A 23,294-nucleotide genomic window follows, 5' to 3' on the forward strand; every position below is an offset into this window, starting at 1 on the left:
CGTCCAGGCCGGGCGTTTTGATGGCACAGATAGCTCCACCGGTCGCGTGATGTCGCCGGTTGCGACGTCGCCGTTATCCGAACGCCTGTGCCGGCATAATGGACTCCACAAACATCACCATTTCCTCCAGGACCTGACGCTCACGACCACTCAGCGAGGTCTGATTGAGACGCTCGATCTCCCGCGCAAAGTCCTTCAGGGTCAGGCTCGACAGCGCGGCATCGTTCATGCGCTCCCAGCGGAAACTCTCCCAGCGCGCCTGCTCCTCCCCCGTCAGGGTGTCGGGGTAGCTGCGCGCACGGTAGCGAAACAGCATTTCCTCCAGACGTGGATCCTGGAAGGCAAAATGGGCATCGACCAGATCCCAAGGATCAGCTGCCCTCACCCGCTCCATCTGCTGTCGATCTGCCGGTGAGAAAAACCCACCGGAATACAACATTAGATCAGGATCGCGCGGCGGCTCCGGCGGCCCTTCGGCAAACACCTCCTGGACCTTGGCGGCGATATCCGGATCGCGGGAAAGACGTTGATAGTGACCACGACAGGCCTCCATGTCCAAGCCCATACGTGCCACGATATCGCCGTATTCTCCCTGCTGAGGACCCGACACGTCCTTGAGCGCGCTGGGAGGGAAGATCACCGGACACTTGTTGATGTGCACCACCTTCAGCGGGATACGGCTTTCTCCTTCCGCCAGGTCGTCGTTGCTGACAAACACTCTGGCACGAATCTCCTGGGGTGATAGCCGCAGAAGATCCTCTGGATCCAACGACAGATCGTAGACGATGATCCCGTTGGGGTTGGTCGGATGTTCAGCCAGAGGCAGCACCAGAGCCCCGCAGGCGCGGCTGGCCGGGTAGCGACGTGAAATGTGCACGATCGGCTTGCGCTGGGTCGCATCCAGGCGCTTACGCACTTCGCGCTTGGCCCGCAATGACAGCAGGTAGTCGAACAGGTTGGCATTGGCGTTGCGCAGCAGTCTCGCCAGGGCAATGGTGGCGCGCACATCGGCCAGGGCATCATGGGCGCCCACATGCTCGATACCATTGGCGGCGGTCAAGTCTTCGAGGCGAAAGCTGGGGCTGCCATCTTCCCGGGTCGGCCATTCGATACCTTCAGGTCTCAACGCATGAAACGCCCTTACGACATCGATCAGATCCCAGCGTGAGTTACCGTTCTGCCACTCTCGGGCATAGGGGTCCAGCAGGTTGCGATAGAACAGATGCCGACTGACTTCATCATCGAAGCGCAGGCTGTTGTAACCCACCGCGCAGGTGCCAGCCACGCTCATCTCATCTTGAATGGCACCCGCGAACTCGGCCTCCGGCAGGCCCTGGCGCCGGGCCTGCTGAGGCGTGATTCCGGTAATCAGGCACGCCATCGGATGGGGAAGAGCGTCATCGGCAGGCTTGCAGAACAGCTCCACCGGTTCACCTATTTCATTGAACTCGGCATCGGTACGGATAGCAGCGAACTGCGAGGGGCGATCACGCCGAGGATCGGCACCAAAGGTCTCGTAGTCGTGCCACAGGAAAGTGAGCGGAGCGGCTTTCGGCTGCGCCATGGCGATAGTGTCTCCACGCGGGCTGCTTGAGCCCGCCAGCCTAGCACAGGCAGGAGCCTGACTCAGCCAGATAACCACCCATCACCACGCGTCGCACTGGATCGGGGCAGTTGTCGGCGCCATCAAACGCAAACGGCGAGCCGCTCGCCAGAGCGACTCGCCGCAACCGCTTGCCCGCCGATGGCGGGCTCCGCAGGCTCAGCTGCGGGGCAGCGTCACGTTAAGCTCAAGCACAGAGCAGTTGTCTTCGCTGTCCAGCGACATATTGATCGCATCGTCATCCACTTCAACGTAGCGCCGGATGACTTCCAGCAGCTCTTTTTCCAGCATCGGCAGGAAATCGGGCTGGCCCCGTTGGCTACGCTGGTGGGCGACGATGATTTGCAGCCGCTCCTTGGCGACAGACGCGGACTTCTTGCGTTCTCGCTTCAGGAAATCGAGTAGTTTCACCGGCGACCTCCCCCTCCGAACATACGGCTCAGCAGCCCCTTCTTCTGGTATTCGTGGAAGCGCAGCGGCACGTCTTCGCCAATCAAGCGGCTGACCGTGTCCATGTAGGCCTGGCCAGCATCGCTGCTATCGTCATGGGTCACAGGAACGCCCTGGTTAGACGCCCGCAGCACGGCCTCGGACTCGGGAATCAGCCCGACCAGATCGATGGCAAGGATCTCGCGAATATCATCAAGATTGAGCATGTCCCCCTGATCGACACGACCCGGGTTGTAGCGGGTGATCAGCAGGTGTTCCTTGATCGGGTCCTTGCCCTGCTCCGCGCGCCGCGTCTTCGACGACAGCAGGCCGAGAATACGATCGGAGTCCCGTACCGACGAGACTTCAGGGTTGGTGACTACGATCGCCTCATCGGCGAAGTACATGGCCAGCTGAGCACCGCGCTCGATCCCGGCAGGCGAATCGCACAGGATGTAATCGAAATCCTTGGTCAGGGTCTCGAGCACCTTCTCGACCCCTTCCTGGGTCAGAGCGTCCTTGTCCCGGGTCTGTGAGGCCGGCAGGATATGCAGGTTGTCGACCCGCTTGTCGCGGATCAGCGCCTGATTGAGACCTGCCTCGCCCTGAATGACGTTGACCAGGTCATAGACCACACGGCGCTCGCAGCCCATGATCAGGTCCAGATTTCGGAGACCGACATCGAAGTCGATCACCACGGTCTTGTTGCCTCGCAGCGCCAAGCCAGTCGCTATGGCTGCCGCACTGGTTGTCTTGCCGACCCCACCTTTTCCGGAGGTCACAACGATGATCTTGGCCAAGTGTCGCATCCTGTCGTCGTAATGTTGTTGGTCCTGTGTGGCCACTCGGGTGGCCAGGCCATTAACGGTTCATGCCATCGTGGGCCTACTTGAGCGCGGTAATCCCTAGCTGGTCGTCACTCAGCACTACCTGCACCGATGACCCCAGCAGCTGAGGATCAATGTCCTCAAGACGCTTGTAGTTGCCCGCGACGGACAATAATTCAGCGTGCAGTTCACGGCAGAAGATGCCTGCCTGATGATCCCCATGGATGCCCGCCAGCGCCCGTCCTCGCAGCGCGCCATAAACGTGAACATTGCCCGCCGCCAGTACTTCGGCACCGGCGTTGACGGCGCCAATCACGGTCAGGTCGCCATCGGGAGCAGTGATCTGCTGGCCGGAACGCACGGTGCCACGAAACACGCGTCCGCCACGGGGCAACGCCGTCGTGACGTCCTCGGCCGCGATGTCAGCGACCTCGGGCTCGTCATCCTGGGTGGGCACGCTTTCCAGCGTGCGTGCCCGCGCCGCGTCCTGGGGAGGAAACCAGCCAAGGCCCAGTGCCCATGCCGACTGCTTGACCGGGTCAGTGCCCCCGCGTACCGCCACCGGCAGCAGCTTGTGCGCGCGACACACGGCGCAGATGCGCTCCAGTGCCAGGTGCGGCTCGTCGAGCTTCTCGACACTGAGCACTACCGGCGTATGCTGAAAGAAAGCAGGCGACTGCGATAACTTGCCCGCCAGCTGATCACGAATTTCCTCGGGATCGGCGCTGGAAAGCTCCATCACCGTCATGGGCAGCATCCCGCCCTTGAACGTAAACGCCATGCTGTCCCTGTCCACTTTGAGGCTCATTGCCGAACTCCACGTCGGGTGTTGGTCGGGGATTGCTCTCAAGCTATGCCAGAGCACCCGGTCCTGCAACCGATCATAAGCCTCTAACGGGTCCTTGTCAGTGTCTCCAATCAGCCACACGCCTCGGCAGAGACCTTTTCTGATGCTGGCGCGCATGCTTAGATTGATCTCTACCGTCTTCCACGCCTGGCACCCAGGGCTGCCATGACAAGCCGGTCGCTACAACAAGATGATGAGGCAGTCTCGTCACCGTCTATTTTTCTTCAGGAAGCCCCATGTCTGGACTCCTCCGCCGACTCTTTTCGCCTCGCTGGCGACACCCCGATCCCAAGGTAAGACGCGATGCTGCCGAGCGGCTCGACCCCCATGGCCAGCGCGATGCGCTCGAAACCCTTGTGCAGGACCCGGAACCCGAGGTTCGGCAGGCAGCCGTGGCACGCCTGGAAGACCCGCAGCAGTTGCTGGCACTGAGAGCGCGTCATGGCTCCCGCGAACTCGACCGCCAGCTGATCAGCCTGCTGATCGGCCGCCAGGGCGGTATCGAGCTCAGCCAGCGCCAGCGCGTGGTAGACGGCCTGGACGATCCCCAGCTGCTTGAGCAAATTGCCCTCCAGGGTGATAACCAACAGCTTCGGCTCAGTGCCCTGGCTCGACTCGATGACGAACAGGCCTTGATCCGCCAGGCCTGCGACAACGGCATCGCCGCTGTGCGCCACGCTGCCGCCGAGCGAGTGACGTCCGAAGAGGGGCTCAAGCAGCTGGTGCAGGCAGCTCGCCGTGATCGCCATGTCGCCCGCAATGCCAAGGAACGGCTAGGACGCCTGCGCGCCGACGCTGACGCCGTGGCCGAGGCGAAGGAGCGACGCGAGCAGCTATTGCAGAGTCTGGAGCAGCATGCTCGGGCCGCCTGGGAGCCGCTATATGCCGGTCGCTTCCGCCATCTGGAGCGCGAGTGGCTCAAATTGCCCGATCTGCCCGAGGACCAGCAGGAAAGGCGCTATCAGGAAGCCTGTCTACGCTGTCGCAAGGTCATCCACGATCACGAAGCCCAGGAGCATGCGCTGCGTGCCGATCGACAGCGCCGCGAGCAGGCCGACCACGATCGCGAAGCGCTGGTCATGGCGCTGGAAGAGAGTTTGTCCGCGCTGTATCAGGGCGACCATGTGGGCGAGCAGGATCTGGCCAGCCTGCGAGCACAGAAGCAGCTGCTGGCCAGCCGCTGGCAGGCGCTATCGGAGATTCACCTGGCCGACGACGCGCTGCGCCAGCGCTACGACGCCGCCCTGAAGACCTTTGACAACATCAACCAGGCGTATCAGCGCCTGGTGGAGCGCTCTCCGGCAATGGAAGAGGCCATCAAGAGCGGCGACGAAGCCACCCTCAGACAGCTCGTGGAGGCCTGCCGCTGGCCTGATAACCTGCCGCCAGAGCCGCGGCTCGCACGGGCTCGTCACTACCTGCGGCTGGAGCGCGACCTGGCCGCCCCGGCGCCGTCGGCAGAGCAGCTGGCACGTTTCGCTGAAGAACTCGACCGCCTTGACGCGCTGCTGGATGAGGGCTCCTTCAAGGGGGCCAGCCGACTGCATCAACGCCTGCGTCACCTGGCCGAGGCCCTGCCCGCCTCAGCCGAGTCGGAACGAAGCCGGCTCAAGCGCCTGGGTGCCAGGCTGGCAGAACTACGCGACTGGCGCGGTTTCGTCGCAGGCCCCAAACGTGAGCAACTGTGCCAGGCCATCGAGGCTCTGGAGCAGGACAGCACCCTGAGCGATCGGGATCGGGACCGCCGACACCGCCAGCTGGTCAAGGAATGGAAAGCCCTGGCCGATGCCGCAGCCAACAAGGAGCAGTCAGAGCGCTTTCGTGCCGCCTCTGACCGCATTCGCGAGTCCCTGGCTGGCTGGCGCCAACAGCAGCAGCAGTTGAGGGAGGCCAACCTGGCTGAGCGCGTCGCCCTGTGCGAACAGCTCGAAGCATTGCTGGCGCAGCCCTCTCACCACGCCGACCCAGATGCCCTCCGGGACATTCGCGAACACGCCCGCGATCAATGGCGACGCACTGCCCCGGTGCCCCGGGATCAAGCCGAGGCTATCGGCCGGCGGTTTGGCCGCATCCGTCATCAGCTGCAGGCGCTGATCGATCGTCGTGCCAACGAGATTGCCGAATCCAAGCGCGCGCTTATCGACCAGGCCAGGTCGCTGCTGGAGACGTCACTGGCCGCCCGCCAACGGGGCGAACAGGCCAAGGCATTGCAACAGCGCTGGCGCGAACTCGGGCGCGCACCCAAGGGTGAAGAGCAGACCCTGTGGCGCGAATTCCGCCAGCTGTGTGATCAGATCTTTGCCCAGCGCGATGCGGAACGAGACGACCGGGCTCAGCGAGCAAAGGACCGACTGGATCGCATGCAGGCGCTGATCGATCGCATCGACGCCTGGCAACCGACCACCAGTGAGGAGGCGGACTGGCTCGACAAGGCCGTCGACGAAGCCAACGCTCTGGAACCGCTGCCCTCGGGACGACGCAGCGAGGGGATGCGTAAACGTTGGACGGGCATCGTCCGCGCTCGCCGCGAGCGGCTTGAACGCATCGCGGTAGCAGAAACGGTCAGCCGCTGGCACCAGCTCAAGCCGCTTATCCTGGAGCACCTGAAAGCCGACGATGCCTGTCTCGCCGGACAGCAGTGCGGGGATGTGTTGATTCCCGACACGCTGACGCTCCCCAATGAACTGGCCACCGCACACGCCGAACGCAATGCCGCACGCCGCTCCCCGGACTCTCTGGACAGCGTCGCCGAGCGGCTGGCGCGGTTGCGCGTGCACCTGGCGCTGTTGGCGGGCCAACCTATAGGCCAGCATGACGAACCCCTGCGCCTGGCCATCCAGGTAGACCGTCTCAACGACAGTCTTGGCCAGATGCCCACACGGGAGGAAGAACTGTTGTCGGTACTGTGTGGGTTGCTGGCCACCGGGCCGGTATCCCGCCAGCTGTGGGACAAGGAGGTTCAGGAGTTGGACGCGCTGCTTGATGGGCTGCGCCAGCTGCCGCCGCCGTGATAGCGCTGCGGTAAGTTCGGGGAGACAAGGCGACGTCGCAGCCCCCCTCCAGCGCCCAACAACAGGAAAGCGAGGCTTGCGCCTCGCTTTTCTCTTGTTGCCGCTCTGTCATTGGCGTTCGCGGGTTGTCGTCGACGACATGGCCGACCGCCCAAATGACGTCGGAGCCTGCCAGGCTCCGACACGAGAGGGTTCAGCCCATGAACTGGCCACCATTGATGTCGATGTTGGCACCCGTGATAAAGCCGTTGTCCTTGCTGGCGAGGAAGCTGACCAGGCGCCCGATCTCTTCCGGCGTGCCGTAGCGCTTCATCGGGATCGTCTCGCGAATCGCCTCACGCACCTTCTCCGGAATCTTCATGATCATGTCGGTGGCGATATAGCCAGGAGAGACGGTGTTGACGGTAATCCCCTTGGTGGCGGTTTCCTGGGCCAGCGCCATGGTCAGACCGTGCATACCCGCCTTGGCGGCGGAGTAGTTGACCTGTCCAAACTGCCCCTTGCGCCCATTGATGGACGAAATATTGATGATGCGGCCGTAATTCTGCTCGAGCATGCTCTCGATGACGCTACGGCAGGTGTTGAAGACGCTATTCAGATTGGTGTCGATGACCAGGTTCCACTGATCGGGCGACATCTTCTTCATGGTGCCGTCCTTGGTGATGCCAGCGCAGTTCACCAGCACCGCGATCGGACCATACTGCTCCTCGATCTTCTTTACACCGTTCTGGCACGCCTCGAAATCGGTCAGATCAATACCGGCAACGTCGATATTGTCGTAACCATCAGACTTCTGAGCCTCCAACCAGGACTTGGCCTTCTCGGGGTTGTTGTAACCGGCCAGCACCTGATAACCGGCATCCGCCAGTTCGCGACAGATGGCACTTCCAATACCACCTGTGCCACCGGTGACCCATGCGACGGGCTTTTGCTGAGTCATTGACGACCTCCCTGATTGTCTATGCTTCCGCCGTTTGCCGACGGACCTTGTTGTAGCAAGCACGTTGTAGCAAGCACGTTGGGACGGATCGGCGGGAGACGATCCTCATCACAGTGTGTCGAGGCATCGCGCGTGGCCTCCTGCCACGTTGCGCCCGCCTGCCACCAACCTGACACCTGACGACAGCCCTGTCACGAATGACGCGCAACACGTCGTGGACGTCACACGCTTCGGAGCAAGCCGACGGTCATCTTCAGGCTAGCGTCCGCCACTGACATTTCCATGACAGCCCCTCCAGTATGGACCACTGCGCTCAACCGGTACGAGCCATCTCACGCGAATTCGCACAGGGTTGACGTGGGCCAAAAAATCCGTATACTTCGTCCTCGTTGATGCGGGGTGGAGCAGTCTGGTAGCTCGTCGGGCTCATAACCCGAAGGTCATCGGTTCAAATCCGGTCCCCGCTACCAAACATCATGAAACGGGGCAATCTCTTGAGATTGCCCCGTTTTCTTGTGCGCCACTGCTATCTCGACGCCTTGCTGATCGGACACCGGGTCGGCGCAGCCCCATCCTTCGACACGCACGTTCACTCGGCTGCGAGTGTTATGCCGCCCCACGCGAAACATGGGTCTATTTAGCAGAAGACTAAGTCCCATTTAACCTCCATCTTTAGTCGCATAGCGCTCATCAACGACCTTGCGACAGGCCTTGAAGTCGGCGACCAGCGACCGCATCTCTTAGCTCTATCCACTTATCAGACAAGGTTGCGTCCCCATGCCAATCGTCGACCCGCGCACCGGCGAGCCGTTGAGCACCGAACCCGCCCAGCACAGCGCTGGCCAAGCAGAGGCCGCTACCCAGGGGCCGGCCGACAGCGATCTGATCTTCGACGTTGATCGCAGCAATATTCAGCAGGTGCTGGAACTGTCCATGCGCGTGCCGATCCTCCTCGACTGCTGGGCCCCCTGGTGCGAACCCTGCAAGAACCTGATGCCGGTGCTGGAAAAGCTGACGCGCGAGTATCGCGGCACCTTTCTGTTGGCCAAGCTCAACATCGACGACAACCAGGACATCGCAGGCCAGCTGGGCGTGCGCTCGGTGCCCGACGTCAAGTTGATCAGCCAGGGCGGCCTGGTCGACCACTTCCAGGGTGCGCTGCCTGAAAAGGACATCCGTGAGTGGCTCGCACGCTACTTTCCGGCACCCGAAGATGCCCCCGCAAGTCCCGAGGAACAGGCAGAGCAGGCCCTGGCGTCCGGCGATACCGCGACGGCGCGCGGCATCTACCAGGAGCTGAGCGAGCAATATCCTGACCACGTGGCCTATCGTATCCAGCTGGCCAAGGTTCTGGTCGCTGAGGGCAGCAACGACGAGGCACGCCAGCTGCTCGACGCCCTAGCGCCAGAGGATCGCGACGGCCCCGAGGCCCGAGGCGTTCGTGCCAGCATCGAGTTCAGCGAGGAAGCCCCCGATGCGGCCACACTCGCGTCTCTGGAAGGGCGCGATGACAGTGAAGCCCACTACCAGAGGGCCCTGCGCCAGGTCGCCGACGGTGACTATGAGAACGGCCTGGAAGGACTGCTCACGGTAATGAAGCGTGATCGTGGTTACGGCGATGACCTGGCTCGCAAGACCCTGCTACGGGTGTTCGACGCCCTGGGGGCAGACCATCCGCTGACCGTCAGCTACCGGCGCAAGCTGTTCGCCCTGCTGTACTGAAGGCTGAATACCGCCCCCCCTCACCCGGCAGCGTCTGCCAACCACCACCAGCAGGGCCCTTGATGGGCCCTGCTGGCATTTAGCGAGTGCGCGCTACCGACATGGTCAGCCAGCGAGCACACGATCCATCCGTGCCAAGGCCTCACCCAGCTGGGCGGCGGTGGTACCAAAGTTGAGCCTGACAAAGCCCGGCCAGCCAAAGTCAGCCCCGTCTGACAACGCCACGCCAGCACGTTCGAGCAGCACCTTGGCGGGTGACTCCTGGCCCGACAGCGCCGACTGCCGCAGGTCCAGCCACGCCAGATAGGTAGATTCCGGAGCCGCACAGACCACACCCGGCCAGCCGGCCACATGCTCGGCCAATCGCTGGCGATTTTCTCGAAGCACTTCCAGCAGCGCCTGGCGCCAGGGCTCGCCGTGACGATAGGCGGCCTCTGCCGCCACCAGTCCCAACACATTGGCGTCCGGCATCAGCCCTTTTGCCCGGTCACGAAAACGCTGCCTCAATCGCCCATCCGGTATCACCGCGCAGGCAGCGGTTAGTCCCGCCAGATTGAAGGTCTTGGACGGTGCCCACAGCGTCACGGTGCGCTCGGCAAGCTGCGGCAGTGCGGCCGCCAGTGGCTCGTGTCGCGCCCCGTCTTCAAGCAGCAGATCGCAATGCAGCTCGTCGGACACCACGATCAGTTGATGGCGCTCGACCAGCGCCGCCAGGCCTTCGAGCTCGTCCCGTCGCCACTGGCGCCCGGTGGGGTTATGGGGATGGCACCATAACAGCAGTCGTGTGCGCTCGGTGATGGCCTCCTCGATGGCATCCAGGTCCAGCGCCCAGGACTCTCCTGGTGACGCCGGCGGCGTCATCTCGGCCTGCTGCGCCAGGCGACCGGTTCGTTCGGCCACCTGCAGGAAAGGAGGATAGATCGGGGTAATCGTCAGCACCCCATCGCCTGGCTTGGTAAATGCCAAGCTCGCCAGATGAAGGGCAGGCACCACCCCCGGCAACCAGTGCTGCCAGCGGGGGGAGATTTCCCAGCCGTAGTGCTCGCGACTCCAGTCGACCAGCGCCTGCTCGAGGCTTTCTGGCACCTTGCCGTAGCCGTAGACCCCGTGACCGACGCGCTCTGACAGGGCATCAATCACCGCAGGGGGTGAACGAAAGTCCATATCGGCCACCCACAGCGGCAGCACGTCATCGGCGTAGCGATGCCACTTCTGTGACGGCCACGGCGGGCACTGATCGGCATCCCGGGGCTGCCGTCGATCAATCGGCGTGGCAAAATCGAAGTTCATGGTCATCTCCCTGACGATGGCTGTTCGATTACCAGGTTACCCTGGCCAAGTATTTGAAGGACGCATTTTCCATGACAAGCACCATGCCGCATCACGGATTCTTCGCCAAGGTGTGTCGCGGAATGCCGGCGCTGATTGGCCAATGGCTGGCCTTGGGTCGCGGTGATCCCGATCGACTGGCATTGATCCTGGCCGAAACGGCCAGGGTGGCGGGACTCGGCGAGCCGGGCGAGACTCCCGACGGCGCGACGCTTGCTCTGTGGGCAGACCGCCAGGACGAGGACCTTCCGCCTCACTGGGCGGTGCGCACCGCGCTGTTCCTGCTGGTCCAGATGCCCGCTCGCCCGACGCCAGGAGATGAAGACGAGGCCTGCGCATGGGCTTACTGCTGGCTGCGCAATCGTGAATTCACCAGCCGCGACCAGGCCCTGGATGCGTTGCCGGAGCACCTCCGGGAATCCCTGGCACCAGCCCTGACAGCAGCCTGGACGGACCGTCAGGGATTGCGCCTGGTATAACCCCGCCGCGTCGCCGTGGCGACCAGATCATTGCCGCCGCCGGGTCGGTCGCTTCGGCCGAAATCCAGCGGGCTTGGTCGCCAGCCATTCAACGAAGGAACGAATATCAGGGTGTGCCAGCAGCGCGTCTCGACTGCGATAATGGTCCGCCAGTTCCCTCTCGCTGAGCACCGCATGCAAGTGGCGATGGCAACCATGACATACCCACAGGATGGCCGTCAGTCGCTCGACGCGGTCGTGCCGCCGTCGATAGCGCGCCTTGCCGTGTAGTGACCTCGGGATCAAATGGTGCTTGGTCAAGGGCGCGGCTCGCTCACACAGCTCGCAACATTCGGGGCGCGGCGGCGGCGACAGCTCTGTCATGTCGACCTCCCGGATCGGCATCATGCTTTAACGATAGCTTAAGGATCGCATTTTTCTTATGGACGTTCCCTTCCATTGGCAGCTGGCCAAGCTGCTCATTTCCATCGGCGTCGTGCTCGGCCTGTCAGTCATCGCCGAAAGAGTCAGCACTCGCGTCGCTGGACTGCTCTCCGGCTATCCCCTGGGCACGGCCATCGCCCTGTTCTTTATCGGGCTGGAGCTTTCCCCCCAGTTTGCCGCTGATAGCGCCGTGCATACCCTGGCAGGCTTCACGGCCACCCTGGCGCTGGGCGGCGGCTACCTGCTCGCGGCCCGTGGGGATGGCCTCAAAGGAGTCCTGACGGGCACTGCGGGAGGGCTCGTTGCCTGGCTGGCCGCCAGCAGTCTGTTGACCCAGCTCGACCTCAATCGCATCAGCGGAACCCTGATCACCCTCGTCGCCATTGCGCTATTCACTTGGCTCTATCGCGGGGTCCCGGACATCAAGGCCAGCCCCAAGGGTGGCTTTTCCTGGCCTGCCTTGGCACTAAGGGCTGGGCTCGCTGCCGCCATCATTTTCCTGATCACCGGCCTTGCCCACGCCGTTCCCAGCGCCTGGGCCGGGGTCATGGCCGCCTTCCCGGTGACCATGTACCCCTTTCTGGTGATTCTGCACCTGACCCAGGGTACCGCTCCAGTGGCCACGGTCATCAAGCACTACCCTGCCGGTCTTGGCTCACTGCTGTGCTATGCCCTGGTGGTATCGCTGACCTACGCGACGATGGGACTTTGGCAGGGCACGCTGCTGGGCTTCGTCGCCGCCACGCTGTGGCTGCTGGGCTGGATGCGACTGCAACAGTGGTGGGCAGCTCGCCGCCATCGTCGGCGCCAGCAGCGCACGTTGTGACCTGGAAGCGGGCTTGACCTAGCGCTTGCTTGGGTCAATCCTGAAGCACACCTTCCTGCACGTGAGAATGTCCATGCTGACCCGCACGATCGAGCCCGCTTTCTACGACACTGATGCCCTCGGCCATATTAACAACACACGCCTGCCGGCCTGGTTCGAGCTGGCCCGCAACGAGCTGTTCCGGCTGTTCACTCCAGACCTGGATCCCGCCAAATGGCGGCTGATCATGGCGCGCATGGAGATCGACTACCGGGCTGAGCTTCATTACGGTCACGACATCGAGATCCGCACCTATCTGTCGCGACTCGGCAAGAGTTCCTTTACCGTGACCCAGGAAGCGCACCAGCAAGGGGTCATGACCAACATCGGCCATACCGTGCTGGTGCATTTCGACCATCACACCAAGGCGTCGGTACCGATTACCGGCGCGCTGCGTGAGGCGCTGATGGAACACCTGCACGAGGCGGAAATGACCGAAGCCTGAGCACGTTGCCCCGATGGCAGGCCAGATCATCCGATAAGGGTACGGTTGGCCGTTCGCCTGGCCTCGCGGATAATGGCCTGCCTGCCCCACCCCAAGGAACCTTCATCGCCATGACCCCCGCCATCAAGGCCCTGGAAAGGGCCAAGGTCAACTTCAGCGTACTGAGCTATGAACACGATGCCCGCTCGGCGGCTTACGGCGAAGAGGCCGCCGAACAGCTTGGGCTAGACGCCGAGAGTGTGTTCAAGACCTTGCTGGCGAACCTGGACGGCCATCGACTGGTAGTGGCCATCGTCCCGGTCTCTGCCAAGCTCGACCTCAAGGCGCTGGCCCGCGCGGCGGGCGCCCGCAAGGCCAGCATGGCTGACCCCGCCGACGCCGAGCGCGCCACGGGCTATATCGTCGGGGGAATCAGTCCCCTTGGGCAGAAGAAGCGCCTGGCTACCTTCATCGACGACAGCTGCCAGAGGCTGCCCCAGATGCACGTCAGCGGAGGACGTAGGGGCCTTGAAATCTGCCTGGCCCCGGAGGACTTGGTGGTGTTGACGCGGGCAACCGTGGCTCCGCTCTTGCGCTAGTCCGTTGCCACTAGTGCGCTAGTCCGTTGCCACTAGTGCGCTACCCGAAGCCACGGGGTCTGGCGCGGCGGCCAGGCGATGGCGGAGGTCCTGATACGCTGGGTCTAAGGCGCAAAAAATGCTAGGTTGGCGCAACGTCAACTAGGATGCACTGCATGGCGATCCGCTATACCCTCTGGCTCGATCCGGACGATAAGGTGCGCCACCGCGCGGCTGAGACCAGCCTCGAGACCTTCTTTCTCGAGCGCTTCGCGGACTACCCGCACATCCGCTTGTTCGGTGCTGATCCCTACGACTATGATGCGCCCTTCAATCGACTCTACGACGTTCTGATCGCACGAGGCAGCGAGTACCTCGAGCGCGAACATGCCTATGTACCCACCCCGGAACAGCTCAATCGCGCGTTCTTCCGTGCCGTGGGCCGCTCCACCAAATTTGTAAGAGACAACCCCGATGGTGATCCATCCTGACACGACTCCCGACGCTGCCCAGATGGCCATCATCGCCGAGCAGCTGGGACGCGAGCCTCGCGGCATCGAGGCCCTGGCGGCCACCGACGGCAAAGGCACTCCTCTGGTCCTGCGCATGGCTCCCATCGTCGATGGCAAGCCTTTCCCGACCCTGTTCTGGCTGAGCTCCGACCTGCTCAAGGTCGAGCTGTCGAGAATCGAAGCCGCCGGCGTGATCAAGTCGCTGGAAGCGCGCCTGCAGGAAGACGAGGAATTTCGCGCGGCCTATCACGCCAGCCACCAGGACTACATCGACACCCGCTGGGCGCTGATGAGCGACGCCCAGCGTGCCGAGGTCGAGCGCCTGGGCTATGACCGGGTACTGCGCGAGCGAGGAATCGGCGGCATCGCCAACCACGACCAGGTTCGCTGCCTGCACACGCAGTACGCCCACCACCTGTGCGGCCACAATGTGATCGGACAATGGGTCGACGAGCACTACGGCATCATCGACCTGCTGCCGTAATCCCCTGGCCCGTGCCTCATCTCGGGCCTTCCTCGCGACCCCATCATTACCTCAGGGAGGCCTCAAATGGCCCAGATCTGCGTCTATCTCGGCTCACGCCAGGGTGAGGATCCACGCTTCATCGACGACACACGCGTGTTTGGCCGTCGCCTGGCCGAGCGCGGACATGGACTCGTCTACGGGGGCGCCAGCGTCGGCCTGATGGGGGCGCTGGCGAATGCAGCGCTGGACGCCGGTGGCCAGGTCGTTGGCGTCATGCCCCATCACCTGGTGGATCGAGAGTTGGCCCACACGGGTCTCAGCGAGCTGATCAGGGTCGCCGACATGCACGAGCGCAAGGCCCAGATGGCAGCCAGTGCCGACGCCTTCGTCATGCTGCCTGGTGGCATCGGCACGCTGGAAGAATTCTTCGAGACCTGGACCTGGCACTACCTGGGACTGCACGCCAAGCCGATCGGCATCCTGGATAGCTGCCAGTTCTACCGTCCGCTGCTGGACTTTCTGGAAGCCGGCGTTGCCCAGGGCTTCCTGGATGCTCGTACCTTGCAGACGCTGGTCACGGCCGCTACCCCGGACGAGTTACTGGACCGACTGGAGCAACGGCTGGCCCATCTGCCGGGCTGACCGCAGAGCCGTCGGCTCGGCGCCTTGCGCCACCACTGAACACCGACAAGGAGGATGTCACATGTACGCCATTCAACCAGACGGCGACCAGCTACGGTGGCAACGCAGCCAGGATCTCGCTCCACCGCAGGGTCGAGAGGTGCATATCGAGGTGGCCTGGGCCGGCGTCAACCGCGCCGACCTGATGCAACGCGCCGGGCACTATCCTCCCCCGGAGGGGGCCTCCAGCGTGCTGGGGCTGGAAGTCAGTGGCCGCGTGGCAGCCGTCGGTCCCGACGTCGAGCAGCTCAGACGTGGACAGCCCGTATGTGCCCTGCTGGCCGGCGGTGGCTATGCCGAGCGCGTGTGCGTCGACGAGCGCCAGGTCCTGCCCGTTCCGGCCGGTGTGGACCTGCGCGAGGCCGCTGCCTTGCCGGAGGTCTATGCCACCGCCTGGCTGAACCTGTTCATGGAGGGGGCGCTGGAGCCGGGAGAGCGCGTGCTGATCCACGCGGCCGCCAGCGGCGTCGGTACTGCCGCCATTCAGCTATGCCGAGAGTTCGACCACCCCTGCTTTGTCACCGTGGGCAGCGACGACAAGCTGGCGCACTGCCTCGCGTTGGGTGCCAAGTCCGGGGTCAATCGTCATCACGGAAGTTTTGTCGAAGCGGTGAAGGCGTTTGGCGAGATCAATGTGATTCTCGACCCAGTAGGCGCGAGCTATCTGGCAGACAACCAGCGCGTGCTCGCCGCCGATGGCCGACTGGTGCTCATCGGCCTGATGGGAGGGCGCCACGCCGAGCTGGATCTAGGGCGAATGCTGATGAAACGCCAGCGCCTGATCGGCTCCACCCTGCGCGCCAAATCCCCCCAGGCCAAAGGCAAGATACTGGATCAGCTGGCACGCCACGTATGGCCCAGGATAGAGCGCGGCGATCTGACGCCACAGATTGACGCCCAATGGCCCATTCAGGAAGTCGAGGCCGCCCATCGCCACGTCGACGCCAACGCCAACACCGGCAAGGTGCTGCTCCAGGTGGCCGAGCTCTGAAACACGACTTGTCCACAGACAGTCACTGGCTGGCCACTGTGGACAAGTTGTCTGGCTGACGCCAGCGCTCAGCGTCGCGCACTGAGCGCCTGGGTCCGTGCAAAGGTCATCTGCAGCAGCTTGGCGTCGTCACCGGCTCGGTGACGCTGAATACCCTGCTCGGCAATCATCGCTTCCTTGACGTCGCTCCACATGGCCATCTGGGCCTCGTCCAGCAAACGCCTCAAGGCTTCCAGACGGAAAGCGGGGATCATTCCGGCATGATGAAAGAGGAGTGACAGCCAGGTGTTGTCATAGCCCCAGCTGTCGCTATAGGCGATACCCACCTGATGCAGCTCATCATTCAGCCAGCGCGCCACGTGCCGCACGGGGTAGCCTTCCCGCTGCAAGCGTGCGCGGGAGATGCCATGCAACAGCTCGGCCTTGGGATCCCAATGGGTCCACTCATCAAGCGGCTGAATGAGAAAGGCACAGCAACTGCCATCAGGGCGGGCCAGCCCAACCTCGATGGGATAACTACCGCGCCCGAAACCAGACGCCTCGATATCGAGCAGAGTCGGTAACGCCACAGGCTGAGAACCTCGAAGTGACTGCCGGCCGAAACGCCGACTCGACGTTATCCGACAACGAAAACCCTTCCCGACGCCCAAACTGTCAGCGGCGGTCAGGGTAGCCTGAACCGCCGCTCGCATCGGCCTTACCGGGACCCGCGCGCAACCCGTGGTCGCGCTAGATCACCCTAGTGTCGCTGCTGGCCTTCTGCTTTGTCCAGCGAAGCGGTAGCGACATCGTCTCCACCGTCGCTTGTCGCCGGAGCCTGGCCGGGGCGGGCCAAGGATGCCCAGTAGTCAGCGCGCTCCCGATCAACGGGCAGCGACAGCTCTCCATGGCGGTAGGCCCGCTCAAGACGCGCGGCGGCCAGCGCATGACCGGCCTCGCCGGCTCTGGCGTACCAGGTGACGGCATGGTCGTGACGGGCGGGATACAGGGCGCACCCATTCTCATGGATTTGCCCGGCCTGATACTGGGCGCGAGCGTCTCCGCCGTGAGCGGCCTGAAGCACGTAGCGGGCGCCACGTGCCTTGTCTTGGGGAGCCCGTGACCGGTGAAACAGCATGTGCCCATAAAGGGATAGAGCCGCCGGATGGCCGGCGTCCGCACAACGCTGAAACAGACGCATGGTCAGCCTCTGGGTTCGCGGCGAGCGGGGCAGCCAGCGGGTATGAAACAACTGCTGGGCCAGACGATACTCGAGCCGCGTCTTCAGTGACGATGCCTGCTGCATGGCAACAACCTTGAATCCAAAGCGTGGAAGTCGGACCGGACACCTCCTGTGTCACGGGCGCTCTTCTGGTTCAATCTGCGGTGCCACGGACTCCTCCGGGGCAACGGGTTGGCAAGCATACGCCTGGCCCGAAGAGGACTCAACCCCTGAGGGTGGCGACGTATATCGGGCAAAGGTAACATTTCGGTGCCATGCAGCATTCACCGTTCGGTCGTGCCATTGTGCACGCACCGACACAAGGAGCTCCCATGCAGACCCGCCCTCTCGGCACTACCGGTATCGACGTCAGCCGCATTTGTCTTGGCACCATGACCTTCGGCGAACAGAACACGGAAGCAGAAGCCCACGCCCAGCTCGACCGAGCCGTGGCCTTTGGGGTCAATTTCATCGACGCCGCCGAGATGTACCCGGTGCCACCCAAGGCCGAGACCCAGGGGCTGACCGAGTCCTACATCGGCTCCTGGTTGAAGGGCCGCCAGAGCCGCGATGACGTGGTGATTGCCACCAAGGCCGCAGGCCCCGGTATCAGCCATATCCGCGGCGGCCCTCGCCTGGACCGCCAGCACCTGCACGAGGCGATCGATGGCAGCCTGTCGCGGCTGAACACGGACTACGTCGATCTCTACCAGCTGCACTGGCCTGATCGCTCCACCAACTTCTTCGGCCGCCTGGGATACACCCACGACGAGGACGAGCAGGCCACCGCTTTAGAGGAAACGCTGTCAGCCCTGAAAGAACTGGTCGACGCGGGCAAGGTACGTGCCATTGGCGTGTCCAACGAGACGCCCTGGGGGGTGATGCGCTGTCTTAAGCTGGCTGACACTCTCGGCGTACCCAGGGTGGCATCGATCCAGAACCCCTACAGCCTGCTCAACCGCACCTTCGAAGTCGGGCTGGCGGAGATTGCCCAGCGCGAGCAGGTGGGCCTGCTGGCCTACTCTCCCTTGGCCTTCGGCGTGCTGACGGGCAAGTACTTGAACGGCGCTCGCCCAGAGGGCGCACGCCTGACGCTGTGGGACCGTTTCAGCCGCTACAGCTCCGAACAGGCCACGGCCGCCACCGAAGCCTACGTGGCGCTGGCACGCGAGCACGGCCTCGACCCGGGCCAGATGGCACTGGCCTACGTCAACTCCCGCTCCTTCCTGACCAGCAACATCATCGGCGCCACCACCATGGATCAGCTGGAGAGCAACCTGGCCTCGGAGGCACTGACACTGTCGGAAGAAGTGCTGGAGGGCATCGAGGCGATCCACCAGCGGATCCCGAACCCTAGCCCCTGATCAAGGCCTAGGCTTTGTCGTGAGCTGCGACTTTCCTTCGACACACCATTGGCGCACGCCCTTGCCATGACGTCCCAGGCATAAGGGCGTGAGCCAGCTAGCCTGATACTCTGGCCTTATCTGCATCATAGCCCCGGCCTTCGCCGGGGCTTGATACACTACCCCTCTTTGATTGACGGCCTATAACGACCCCAGGAGCCCGCCCATGCTGAGCGTGATCTCACCTGCCAAAACGCTGGATTTCGAGACCCCGGCCACCACTGCCACCTGGACGGAGCCCGACTATCTCGAGCATTCTCGCGAATTGATCGACATCCTGCGGGACTACAGCCCGGCCAGGATCTCGGAGCTGATGGGAGTCAGTGACAAGATCGCTGGCCTCAATGCAGCGCGCTTTGGTCAGTGGCAGACACCCTTCACGCCGGACAACGCCAAGGTCGCGGCCCAAGCCTTTCAGGGCGACGTTTATGTCGGCTTGCAGGCAGACACCTTCAGCGATGACGACAATGCCTTCGCTCAGGACCATCTGCGGATTCTGTCTGGTCTCTATGGCCTGTTGCGCCCGCTCGACCTGATTCAGCCCTATCGACTGGAAATGGGCACTCGGCTTGCCAACGAGCGCGGCAAGGACCTCTATGCGTTCTGGAAGCCGCTGCTGACCGCCGAGCTGGATGCCGCAGTCACGCGCAGTGGCTCCCCGGTGCTGGTCAACCTGGCCTCCAACGAGTACTTCAAGGCCATCGACGCCAAGAGCCTCAACGCAGACGTGGTCACACCGGTGTTCAAGGACTGGAAAAACGATCGGTACAAGATCATCAGCTTCTATGCCAAGAAGGCACGTGGCCTGATGGCCGCCTGGATGATTCAGCAGCGCCTGGATGACAAGGAAGGCCTCAAGGACTTCAACGTGGCCGGCTACCGTTTCAGCGCCGCCGAATCCGAGGGCAACACCCTGGTATTCACCCGCGACACCCCCGCCTGAGGCAGCGGCCGAAGCGCCGGGGCCCGGCATGACAAGCCCTCTTCCGGGAGGGCTTACCGGATCTTTTTTCAAGGGCCCAGTTTCAGGGGCTGTTTTCCGCCCCCTCTCTACCAAGGCACTGTCTTTAAAGCCCTGTCTTCAAAGCCCTGTCTTCAAAGCCCTGTCTTCAAAGCCCTGTCTTCAAAGCCCTGTCTTCAAAGCCCTGTCTTCAAAGCCCTGTCTTCAAGAGACTCTAGTCACCATCCTCGGTTCAAGGTCCTCAGCTCCGGATCCTCAGGTCCCGAGTCGCAGCGGCCGCGACGCCCTGGGTCGCAGCAATTCACGATGCACCTCACGAAAGGCCTGGTCATCGCAGCGCTCGAGCCATTCGTAGGCGACCATGTCAGCGCTGACCAAGTGGGCGCCGGCCTGACGGGCCCGCTCGCCGGCAAGTCTCGCCTCCTCCCCGCGTCGGCTGACGCAACCCTCGACCAGCCAGAATACCTCGACCCCCTGCTTCAACAGTCCGAGCGCCGTTTGCAGCACACAGATATGGGCCTCGGCTCCGGCGATCACCACCTGACGCGGCGTTGCCGCCTCAAGGGCTTGCGCCACCTCGCGTTCTCGACAGGCGTTGAAGTGACTCTTGGTAAACCAGTGCGCGCTCTGTGGCAGGGCGCACGTCAGGCGCGGCTCCGTCGTCCCCAGCCCCTGGGGGTATTGCTCGGTCACCCACACCGGAACCTCCAGGCGCTCCGCCACGGCTGCCAGCCAGCCAATTTCGGTGATCGCCTGGTCCCCCCTCGCCACCACCGGCATCAAGGCCGTCTGTACGTCGACCACCAGTAGTAGACTATCGCTACGCTCGATCAGCATACTCTCTCCTCGCCTTTTCGTTGTACACGGCTTCCCGCGACGCTCGTTATCGCTAGAATGGACGAGCGACTCACCGGTGACCACCAGGGACACCGGTAAAGACAGGCCAACGCAGGCCGAATTATGGAGATGTCTAGATGCGTCACCTTCTCGTGATGATTCTTGTCGGCGTGATGGGCTTCGGCCTCGCCGTCGACAGCGCCGATGCCCGTCGCCTGGGCGGCGGCAAGAGTGTCGGCTCCTTCTCGCGTCAGGCCAGTCCCAGCGCCACCCAGACGCAAAACACGGCGCGTCCGAACGCGGCACCCACCGCGGGCAAGAAGAGCGGCCTGATGGGAGGCATGCTAGGCGGCCTGCTGGCCGGCAGCCTGCTCGGCGCACTGTTCTTCGGCGGTGCCTTCGATGGGCTTGGCATGGTCGATATCCTGCTGATGGCGGGCCTCGCCTTCCTGGCGTTCAAGTTGCTGGCCCGGCGTCGTTCGGCAACGGCATCGGCCGGAGGTGGCGGATATGGCATGCAGCGCGAGCAGGCCCCCTCTTCTCCGTTCCAGATGCCCGGCAGCTCCGGTACTTCCGGTGCCGCCTTCGGCGGTCCTCAGGGCGACCCAGAGTGGTTCGACCGTGAGCGCTTCCTCGGTGGTGCCAAGGAGCACTTCATGACCCTGCAGCGGGCCTGGGACAACAACGACCTCCCGCGCATCCAGGAGTACGTGACACCGGAGCTCTACAACCTGCTGCGCGAGCAGCGCGCCAGCGAGCCGGCCAACAACCAGACCGAGATCGTGCGTCTGTTTGCGGAACTCGGTGGGGTGCAGGAACTGGGCACCCAGGCCGAAGCCCGCGTGCTGTTCCATGGAGTGCTCAACGAAAACGGCACCGAAACAGAGTTCAACGAAACCTGGCACCTGGTGCGCGAAATGCGTGACGATGCCCCCTGGTACGTGCAGGGCATCGAACAAAACGCCTGACGGCAGTCTGTGCTACCCGCTGCCGGCAAGCGGTCGACGCTTATCGGCAGCGAACGCAAAAGGGGCCGAGATCCTAGGATCTCGGCCCCTTTTTCTTCATTTGCCGCGTGAACGATAGAGCGGTTCGAGCAACTCCGCACTATTCAGCTGAAGGCTGGCGGCGTGAGTCGGCACTTGGTGCCTAGCCGAGACAGGGCCCCAGGAGACAGCGCAGCGGCGTCAGACAGATTACTGCGCGGCCTTGTCGGTGGCCTGCTCAACTTCATCGCCGGCCTCTTCGACCGTCTCACCGGCGCTGTCCGCCATCTGGTCGGCCTCTTGCTCGGCCTCTGCGGCAGCCTCATCCATGGCCTGATCCGCATCGTCAGCAGCGTCAGCCATGCCGGCAGCGGCCTCGTCGGCTTCCTGCTCGGCCTCGGCGGCGGCGTTATCCATGGCCTGTTCCGCGTCGTCAGCGGTTTCCGCCATGCTGGCGGCGGCCTCGTCGGCTTCCTGCTCGGCTTCGGCGGCGGCGTTATCCATGGCCTGTTCCGCGTCGTCAGCGGTTTCCGCCATGCCCTCTGCGGCCTCATCCATGGCCTGCTCGGCATCCGCTGCAAGCTCCTGCGCCTGCTCCTCGACGGCTTCGCGAGTGTCATCCACCTTGGCGCCGGCTTCCTCGGCTGCATCATCCTCGCAACCGGCCATGACCAACATCAACGACGAAATAGCAGCAGCCAGGGCCAGGCGACGAAACGTTCCTTGCTTCATGTAAGACCTCCAGGGAATGATGAGTATGAACTCCCCATTTACATTAGAAGCCTGGGCGCGTCTTGGCTAGCCCTCTCCTTGCGCGTATTCCGCAAAGACCGTGCAGTTTCCAAGGAAACGACGCCACTGCAGCGACAGGCGGGCACATGCCAGCATGCACCCGCCAACCCTCAGCTTACTCGATCACGACCCGCGCATTGCGCGGCTGAATCGGGCGGTTGTTGTCATCGCCGATGGCCTGAGCAAAGGCAGTCATCTGGTCAGAGGACAGCGACTGCGGCGCTTTCATCACCAACCAGCGAACACCTTCGGTACAAGGAGGGGTGGTCAGCGAACCATTCAGACGAAAATATTCCTGGTCTTCCGGTAGCACCTGGGCGAAGTCAATGCCGCCATCTATTTCCGCCGTATCTCCGGCACTACTGGGCAAACTCGCCACAAGCCCGTCAAACACGGCATTTTGCTCACCTTCTTCGAACATCACGGACACGACTGCCAGATCTCCCTCCTTGTTGGCATGTACCAGGTGCGCCTCCAGCGGGAACTGGCGTCCATCCACCGTGTGCTCAGACGGAGCATGGAAATGCATCTGCAACAAGGTATAGACGTCACCATCCAGCGTCAGGGTATTGTCCTGAGAAGAGGCCACCTGAACCGTGTGGCCATTGTTGACCACCGCAGCCCCAGGCTGGCCATAGGAGAGCTCAAGCGGTGCCAGCGCCGCATCAACACCATAGGCGATATCCACCGGCGATTGGTTATGGCCCAGCCCGCACACCTCGTAACTGTTACTAAGTTCCGCCCAATGAGCCGGTCCGGTCTCACCCTGGTAGGACCAGTGAGGCGCTTCGGTGGCTGCCAGCGCGCTGCAGGTGAAAAGTGCGCAGCTAAGAAAGCTGGTGACCTTCAACAGAGTCATTTTCGTCATCCTTGTCCAACAAAAAAGAAAAGAGCCTGCCCCATAGGGCAGGCTCTTTATCCTACTGATCGTTGAAGGTCTCATGTGACCGATTGGCATACCAGCGTTGGCTGTATATCGCTAAAGCA

Annotated in this window: 25 protein-coding genes and 1 tRNA gene; 14 read left to right on the forward strand and 12 right to left on the reverse strand. The window is 63.0% G+C overall.

All coding sequences use genetic code 11. From position 1 onward, the window contains the following. Positions 1-73 precede the first annotated feature (73 nt). The 4 genes from sbcB to minC all read right to left on the reverse strand — a co-directional run bounded on the left by sbcB (position 74) and on the right by minC (position 3,667). Positions 74-1,564: an exodeoxyribonuclease I gene (gene sbcB, locus JF545_RS06610; protein ID WP_206940459.1), complete on the reverse strand. Its 1,491-nt coding sequence runs from the start codon at positions 1,562-1,564 to the stop codon at positions 74-76. A 198-nt stretch (positions 1,565-1,762) separates the two neighbouring features. After that, positions 1,763-2,014: a cell division topological specificity factor MinE gene (gene minE / locus JF545_RS06615; RefSeq protein WP_206940461.1), complete on the reverse strand. Its 252-nt coding sequence runs from the start codon at positions 2,012-2,014 to the stop codon at positions 1,763-1,765. Beyond that, on the reverse strand, positions 2,011-2,832 hold the full coding sequence (minD, locus tag JF545_RS06620; protein ID WP_206940463.1) for a septum site-determining protein MinD: 822 nt from the start codon (positions 2,830-2,832) through the stop codon (positions 2,011-2,013). The genes minE and minD overlap by 4 nt, the downstream gene beginning before the upstream one ends. Before the next feature lie 85 nt (positions 2,833-2,917). Further along, positions 2,918-3,667, reverse strand: a complete 750-nt coding sequence (gene minC, locus JF545_RS06625; protein WP_206940465.1) for a septum site-determining protein MinC — start codon at positions 3,665-3,667, stop codon at positions 2,918-2,920. Between the two features lie 275 nt (positions 3,668-3,942). Between minC and JF545_RS06630 the strand changes: the two genes are divergently transcribed. Then, positions 3,943-6,717 (forward strand): DUF349 domain-containing protein, encoded by a 2,775-nt coding sequence (locus JF545_RS06630; protein ID WP_206940467.1) that lies wholly within the window; start codon positions 3,943-3,945, stop codon positions 6,715-6,717. 193 nt (positions 6,718-6,910) lie between these two features. Here the strand turns inward: JF545_RS06630 and phbB are convergent, their stop codons facing one another. Next, complete coding sequence (gene phbB / locus JF545_RS06635) at positions 6,911-7,657, reverse strand: acetoacetyl-CoA reductase (RefSeq protein WP_206940469.1); 747 nt, start codon at positions 7,655-7,657, stop codon at positions 6,911-6,913. A 393-nt stretch (positions 7,658-8,050) separates the two neighbouring features. Between phbB and JF545_RS06640 the strand changes: the two genes are divergently transcribed. Then, positions 8,051-8,127 (forward strand) — tRNA-Met (locus JF545_RS06640). Between the two features lie 307 nt (positions 8,128-8,434). Further along, entirely contained in the window at positions 8,435-9,379 is a 945-nt protein-coding gene (locus JF545_RS06645; RefSeq protein ID WP_206940471.1) for a thioredoxin family protein, read from the forward strand. A gap of 105 nt (positions 9,380-9,484) precedes the next feature. Here JF545_RS06645 and JF545_RS06650 read toward each other — a convergent pair whose 3' ends face one another. Beyond that, positions 9,485-10,669 (reverse strand): MalY/PatB family protein, encoded by a 1,185-nt coding sequence (locus JF545_RS06650; protein ID WP_206940479.1) that lies wholly within the window; start codon positions 10,667-10,669, stop codon positions 9,485-9,487. Between the two features lie 83 nt (positions 10,670-10,752). On the opposite strand from JF545_RS06650, the gene JF545_RS06655 reads away from it, so the two are divergent. Then, the gene (locus tag JF545_RS06655; RefSeq protein ID WP_206940852.1) at positions 10,753-11,187 is read left to right on the forward strand and encodes a hypothetical protein; all 435 of its coding nucleotides are present in this window, start codon (positions 10,753-10,755) and stop codon (positions 11,185-11,187) included. A 27-nt stretch (positions 11,188-11,214) separates the two neighbouring features. Here the strand turns inward: JF545_RS06655 and JF545_RS06660 are convergent, their stop codons facing one another. After that, positions 11,215-11,550 (reverse strand): hypothetical protein, encoded by a 336-nt coding sequence (locus JF545_RS06660; protein ID WP_206940481.1) that lies wholly within the window; start codon positions 11,548-11,550, stop codon positions 11,215-11,217. A 58-nt stretch (positions 11,551-11,608) separates the two neighbouring features. Here JF545_RS06660 and JF545_RS06665 point away from each other — a divergent pair, with 58 nt between their 5' ends. The 7 genes from JF545_RS06665 to JF545_RS06695 all read left to right on the forward strand — a co-directional run bounded on the left by JF545_RS06665 (position 11,609) and on the right by JF545_RS06695 (position 16,127). Next, positions 11,609-12,436 carry a hypothetical protein gene (locus JF545_RS06665; protein WP_206940484.1) on the forward strand — a complete coding sequence of 276 codons (828 nt, stop codon included), beginning with the start codon at positions 11,609-11,611 and terminating at the stop codon, positions 12,434-12,436. Between the two features lie 73 nt (positions 12,437-12,509). Next, positions 12,510-12,920, forward strand: a complete 411-nt coding sequence (locus JF545_RS06670) for an acyl-CoA thioesterase (RefSeq protein ID WP_206940486.1) — start codon at positions 12,510-12,512, stop codon at positions 12,918-12,920. A gap of 110 nt (positions 12,921-13,030) precedes the next feature. Beyond that, positions 13,031-13,498 carry a Cys-tRNA(Pro) deacylase gene (gene ybaK / locus JF545_RS06675; protein ID WP_206940497.1) on the forward strand — a complete coding sequence of 156 codons (468 nt, stop codon included), beginning with the start codon at positions 13,031-13,033 and terminating at the stop codon, positions 13,496-13,498. A gap of 155 nt (positions 13,499-13,653) precedes the next feature. Continuing rightward, positions 13,654-13,968 (forward strand): hypothetical protein, encoded by a 315-nt coding sequence (locus tag JF545_RS06680; RefSeq protein ID WP_206940499.1) that lies wholly within the window; start codon positions 13,654-13,656, stop codon positions 13,966-13,968. Then, complete coding sequence (locus tag JF545_RS06685) at positions 13,952-14,473, forward strand: DUF501 domain-containing protein (protein WP_206940501.1); 522 nt, start codon at positions 13,952-13,954, stop codon at positions 14,471-14,473. Before JF545_RS06680 ends, JF545_RS06685 begins: the two co-directional genes overlap by 17 nt. A 66-nt stretch (positions 14,474-14,539) precedes the next feature. After that, positions 14,540-15,097: a TIGR00730 family Rossman fold protein gene (locus JF545_RS06690; RefSeq protein ID WP_206940503.1), complete on the forward strand. Its 558-nt coding sequence runs from the start codon at positions 14,540-14,542 to the stop codon at positions 15,095-15,097. Between the two features lie 61 nt (positions 15,098-15,158). Beyond that, entirely contained in the window at positions 15,159-16,127 is a 969-nt protein-coding gene (locus tag JF545_RS06695; RefSeq protein WP_206940505.1) for an NAD(P)H-quinone oxidoreductase, read from the forward strand. A gap of 68 nt (positions 16,128-16,195) precedes the next feature. Here the strand turns inward: JF545_RS06695 and JF545_RS06700 are convergent, their stop codons facing one another. After that, a complete protein-coding gene (locus JF545_RS06700; RefSeq protein ID WP_206940507.1) occupies positions 16,196-16,696 on the reverse strand; it encodes a hypothetical protein in 501 nt (166 codons plus the stop codon). Positions 16,697-16,866: 170 nt separating this feature from the next. Then, on the reverse strand, positions 16,867-17,412 hold the full coding sequence (locus JF545_RS06705; protein WP_224852123.1) for a tetratricopeptide repeat protein: 546 nt from the start codon (positions 17,410-17,412) through the stop codon (positions 16,867-16,869). A gap of 248 nt (positions 17,413-17,660) precedes the next feature. Here JF545_RS06705 and JF545_RS06710 point away from each other — a divergent pair, with 248 nt between their 5' ends. After that, positions 17,661-18,692: an NADP(H)-dependent aldo-keto reductase gene (locus JF545_RS06710; RefSeq protein ID WP_206940509.1), complete on the forward strand. Its 1,032-nt coding sequence runs from the start codon at positions 17,661-17,663 to the stop codon at positions 18,690-18,692. 205 nt (positions 18,693-18,897) lie between these two features. Continuing rightward, the gene (gene yaaA / locus JF545_RS06715) at positions 18,898-19,674 is read left to right on the forward strand and encodes a peroxide stress protein YaaA (RefSeq protein ID WP_206940511.1); all 777 of its coding nucleotides are present in this window, start codon (positions 18,898-18,900) and stop codon (positions 19,672-19,674) included. A 273-nt stretch (positions 19,675-19,947) separates the two neighbouring features. Here the strand turns inward: yaaA and JF545_RS06720 are convergent, their stop codons facing one another. After that, positions 19,948-20,529 carry an isochorismatase family protein gene (locus JF545_RS06720; protein ID WP_206940514.1) on the reverse strand — a complete coding sequence of 194 codons (582 nt, stop codon included), beginning with the start codon at positions 20,527-20,529 and terminating at the stop codon, positions 19,948-19,950. Between the two features lie 137 nt (positions 20,530-20,666). Between JF545_RS06720 and JF545_RS06725 the strand changes: the two genes are divergently transcribed. Continuing rightward, positions 20,667-21,497, forward strand: a complete 831-nt coding sequence (locus tag JF545_RS06725) for a Tim44 domain-containing protein (RefSeq protein WP_206940516.1) — start codon at positions 20,667-20,669, stop codon at positions 21,495-21,497. 228 nt (positions 21,498-21,725) lie between these two features. Here the strand turns inward: JF545_RS06725 and JF545_RS06730 are convergent, their stop codons facing one another. Together JF545_RS06730 and JF545_RS06735 are read right to left on the reverse strand one after the other, a co-directional pair. Beyond that, positions 21,726-22,247 carry a hypothetical protein gene (locus JF545_RS06730; protein ID WP_206940518.1) on the reverse strand — a complete coding sequence of 174 codons (522 nt, stop codon included), beginning with the start codon at positions 22,245-22,247 and terminating at the stop codon, positions 21,726-21,728. 175 nt (positions 22,248-22,422) lie between these two features. Continuing rightward, entirely contained in the window at positions 22,423-23,166 is a 744-nt protein-coding gene (locus JF545_RS06735; protein ID WP_206940520.1) for a carbonic anhydrase, read from the reverse strand. Between the last annotated feature and the right edge of the window lie 128 nt (positions 23,167-23,294).

It is taken from the genome of Halomonas litopenaei (assembly GCF_017303055.1).
Classification (GTDB): Bacteria; Pseudomonadota; Gammaproteobacteria; order Pseudomonadales; family Halomonadaceae; genus Halomonas; species Halomonas litopenaei_A.

Excerpts from the sequence above, each read along its gene's own strand:
- sbcB (WP_206940459.1), bottom strand. The coding sequence starts at position 1,564 with ATGGCGCAGCCGAAAGCCGCTCCGCTCACTTTCCTGTGGCACGACTAC.
- minC (WP_206940465.1), bottom strand. The coding sequence starts at position 3,667 with ATGAGCCTCAAAGTGGACAGGGACAGCATGGCGTTTACGTTCAAGGGC.
- JF545_RS06630 (WP_206940467.1), top strand. The coding sequence starts at position 3,943 with ATGTCTGGACTCCTCCGCCGACTCTTTTCGCCTCGCTGGCGACACCCC.
- phbB (WP_206940469.1), bottom strand. The coding sequence starts at position 7,657 with ATGACTCAGCAAAAGCCCGTCGCATGGGTCACCGGTGGCACAGGTGGT.
- JF545_RS06645 (WP_206940471.1), top strand. The coding sequence starts at position 8,435 with ATGCCAATCGTCGACCCGCGCACCGGCGAGCCGTTGAGCACCGAACCC.
- JF545_RS06650 (WP_206940479.1), bottom strand. The coding sequence starts at position 10,669 with ATGAACTTCGATTTTGCCACGCCGATTGATCGACGGCAGCCCCGGGAT.
- JF545_RS06655 (WP_206940852.1), top strand. The coding sequence starts at position 10,753 with ATGCCGCATCACGGATTCTTCGCCAAGGTGTGTCGCGGAATGCCGGCG.
- JF545_RS06660 (WP_206940481.1), bottom strand. The coding sequence starts at position 11,550 with ATGACAGAGCTGTCGCCGCCGCCGCGCCCCGAATGTTGCGAGCTGTGT.
- JF545_RS06665 (WP_206940484.1), top strand. The coding sequence starts at position 11,609 with ATGGACGTTCCCTTCCATTGGCAGCTGGCCAAGCTGCTCATTTCCATC.
- JF545_RS06670 (WP_206940486.1), top strand. The coding sequence starts at position 12,510 with ATGCTGACCCGCACGATCGAGCCCGCTTTCTACGACACTGATGCCCTC.
- ybaK (WP_206940497.1), top strand. The coding sequence starts at position 13,031 with ATGACCCCCGCCATCAAGGCCCTGGAAAGGGCCAAGGTCAACTTCAGC.
- JF545_RS06680 (WP_206940499.1), top strand. The coding sequence starts at position 13,654 with ATGGCGATCCGCTATACCCTCTGGCTCGATCCGGACGATAAGGTGCGC.
- JF545_RS06685 (WP_206940501.1), top strand. The coding sequence starts at position 13,952 with ATGGTGATCCATCCTGACACGACTCCCGACGCTGCCCAGATGGCCATC.
- JF545_RS06690 (WP_206940503.1), top strand. The coding sequence starts at position 14,540 with ATGGCCCAGATCTGCGTCTATCTCGGCTCACGCCAGGGTGAGGATCCA.
- JF545_RS06695 (WP_206940505.1), top strand. The coding sequence starts at position 15,159 with ATGTACGCCATTCAACCAGACGGCGACCAGCTACGGTGGCAACGCAGC.
- JF545_RS06705 (WP_224852123.1), bottom strand. The coding sequence starts at position 17,412 with ATGCAGCAGGCATCGTCACTGAAGACGCGGCTCGAGTATCGTCTGGCC.
- JF545_RS06710 (WP_206940509.1), top strand. The coding sequence starts at position 17,661 with ATGCAGACCCGCCCTCTCGGCACTACCGGTATCGACGTCAGCCGCATT.
- yaaA (WP_206940511.1), top strand. The coding sequence starts at position 18,898 with ATGCTGAGCGTGATCTCACCTGCCAAAACGCTGGATTTCGAGACCCCG.
- JF545_RS06720 (WP_206940514.1), bottom strand. The coding sequence starts at position 20,529 with ATGCTGATCGAGCGTAGCGATAGTCTACTACTGGTGGTCGACGTACAG.
- JF545_RS06725 (WP_206940516.1), top strand. The coding sequence starts at position 20,667 with ATGCGTCACCTTCTCGTGATGATTCTTGTCGGCGTGATGGGCTTCGGC.
- JF545_RS06730 (WP_206940518.1), bottom strand. The coding sequence starts at position 22,247 with ATGAAGCAAGGAACGTTTCGTCGCCTGGCCCTGGCTGCTGCTATTTCG.
- JF545_RS06735 (WP_206940520.1), bottom strand. The coding sequence starts at position 23,166 with ATGACTCTGTTGAAGGTCACCAGCTTTCTTAGCTGCGCACTTTTCACC.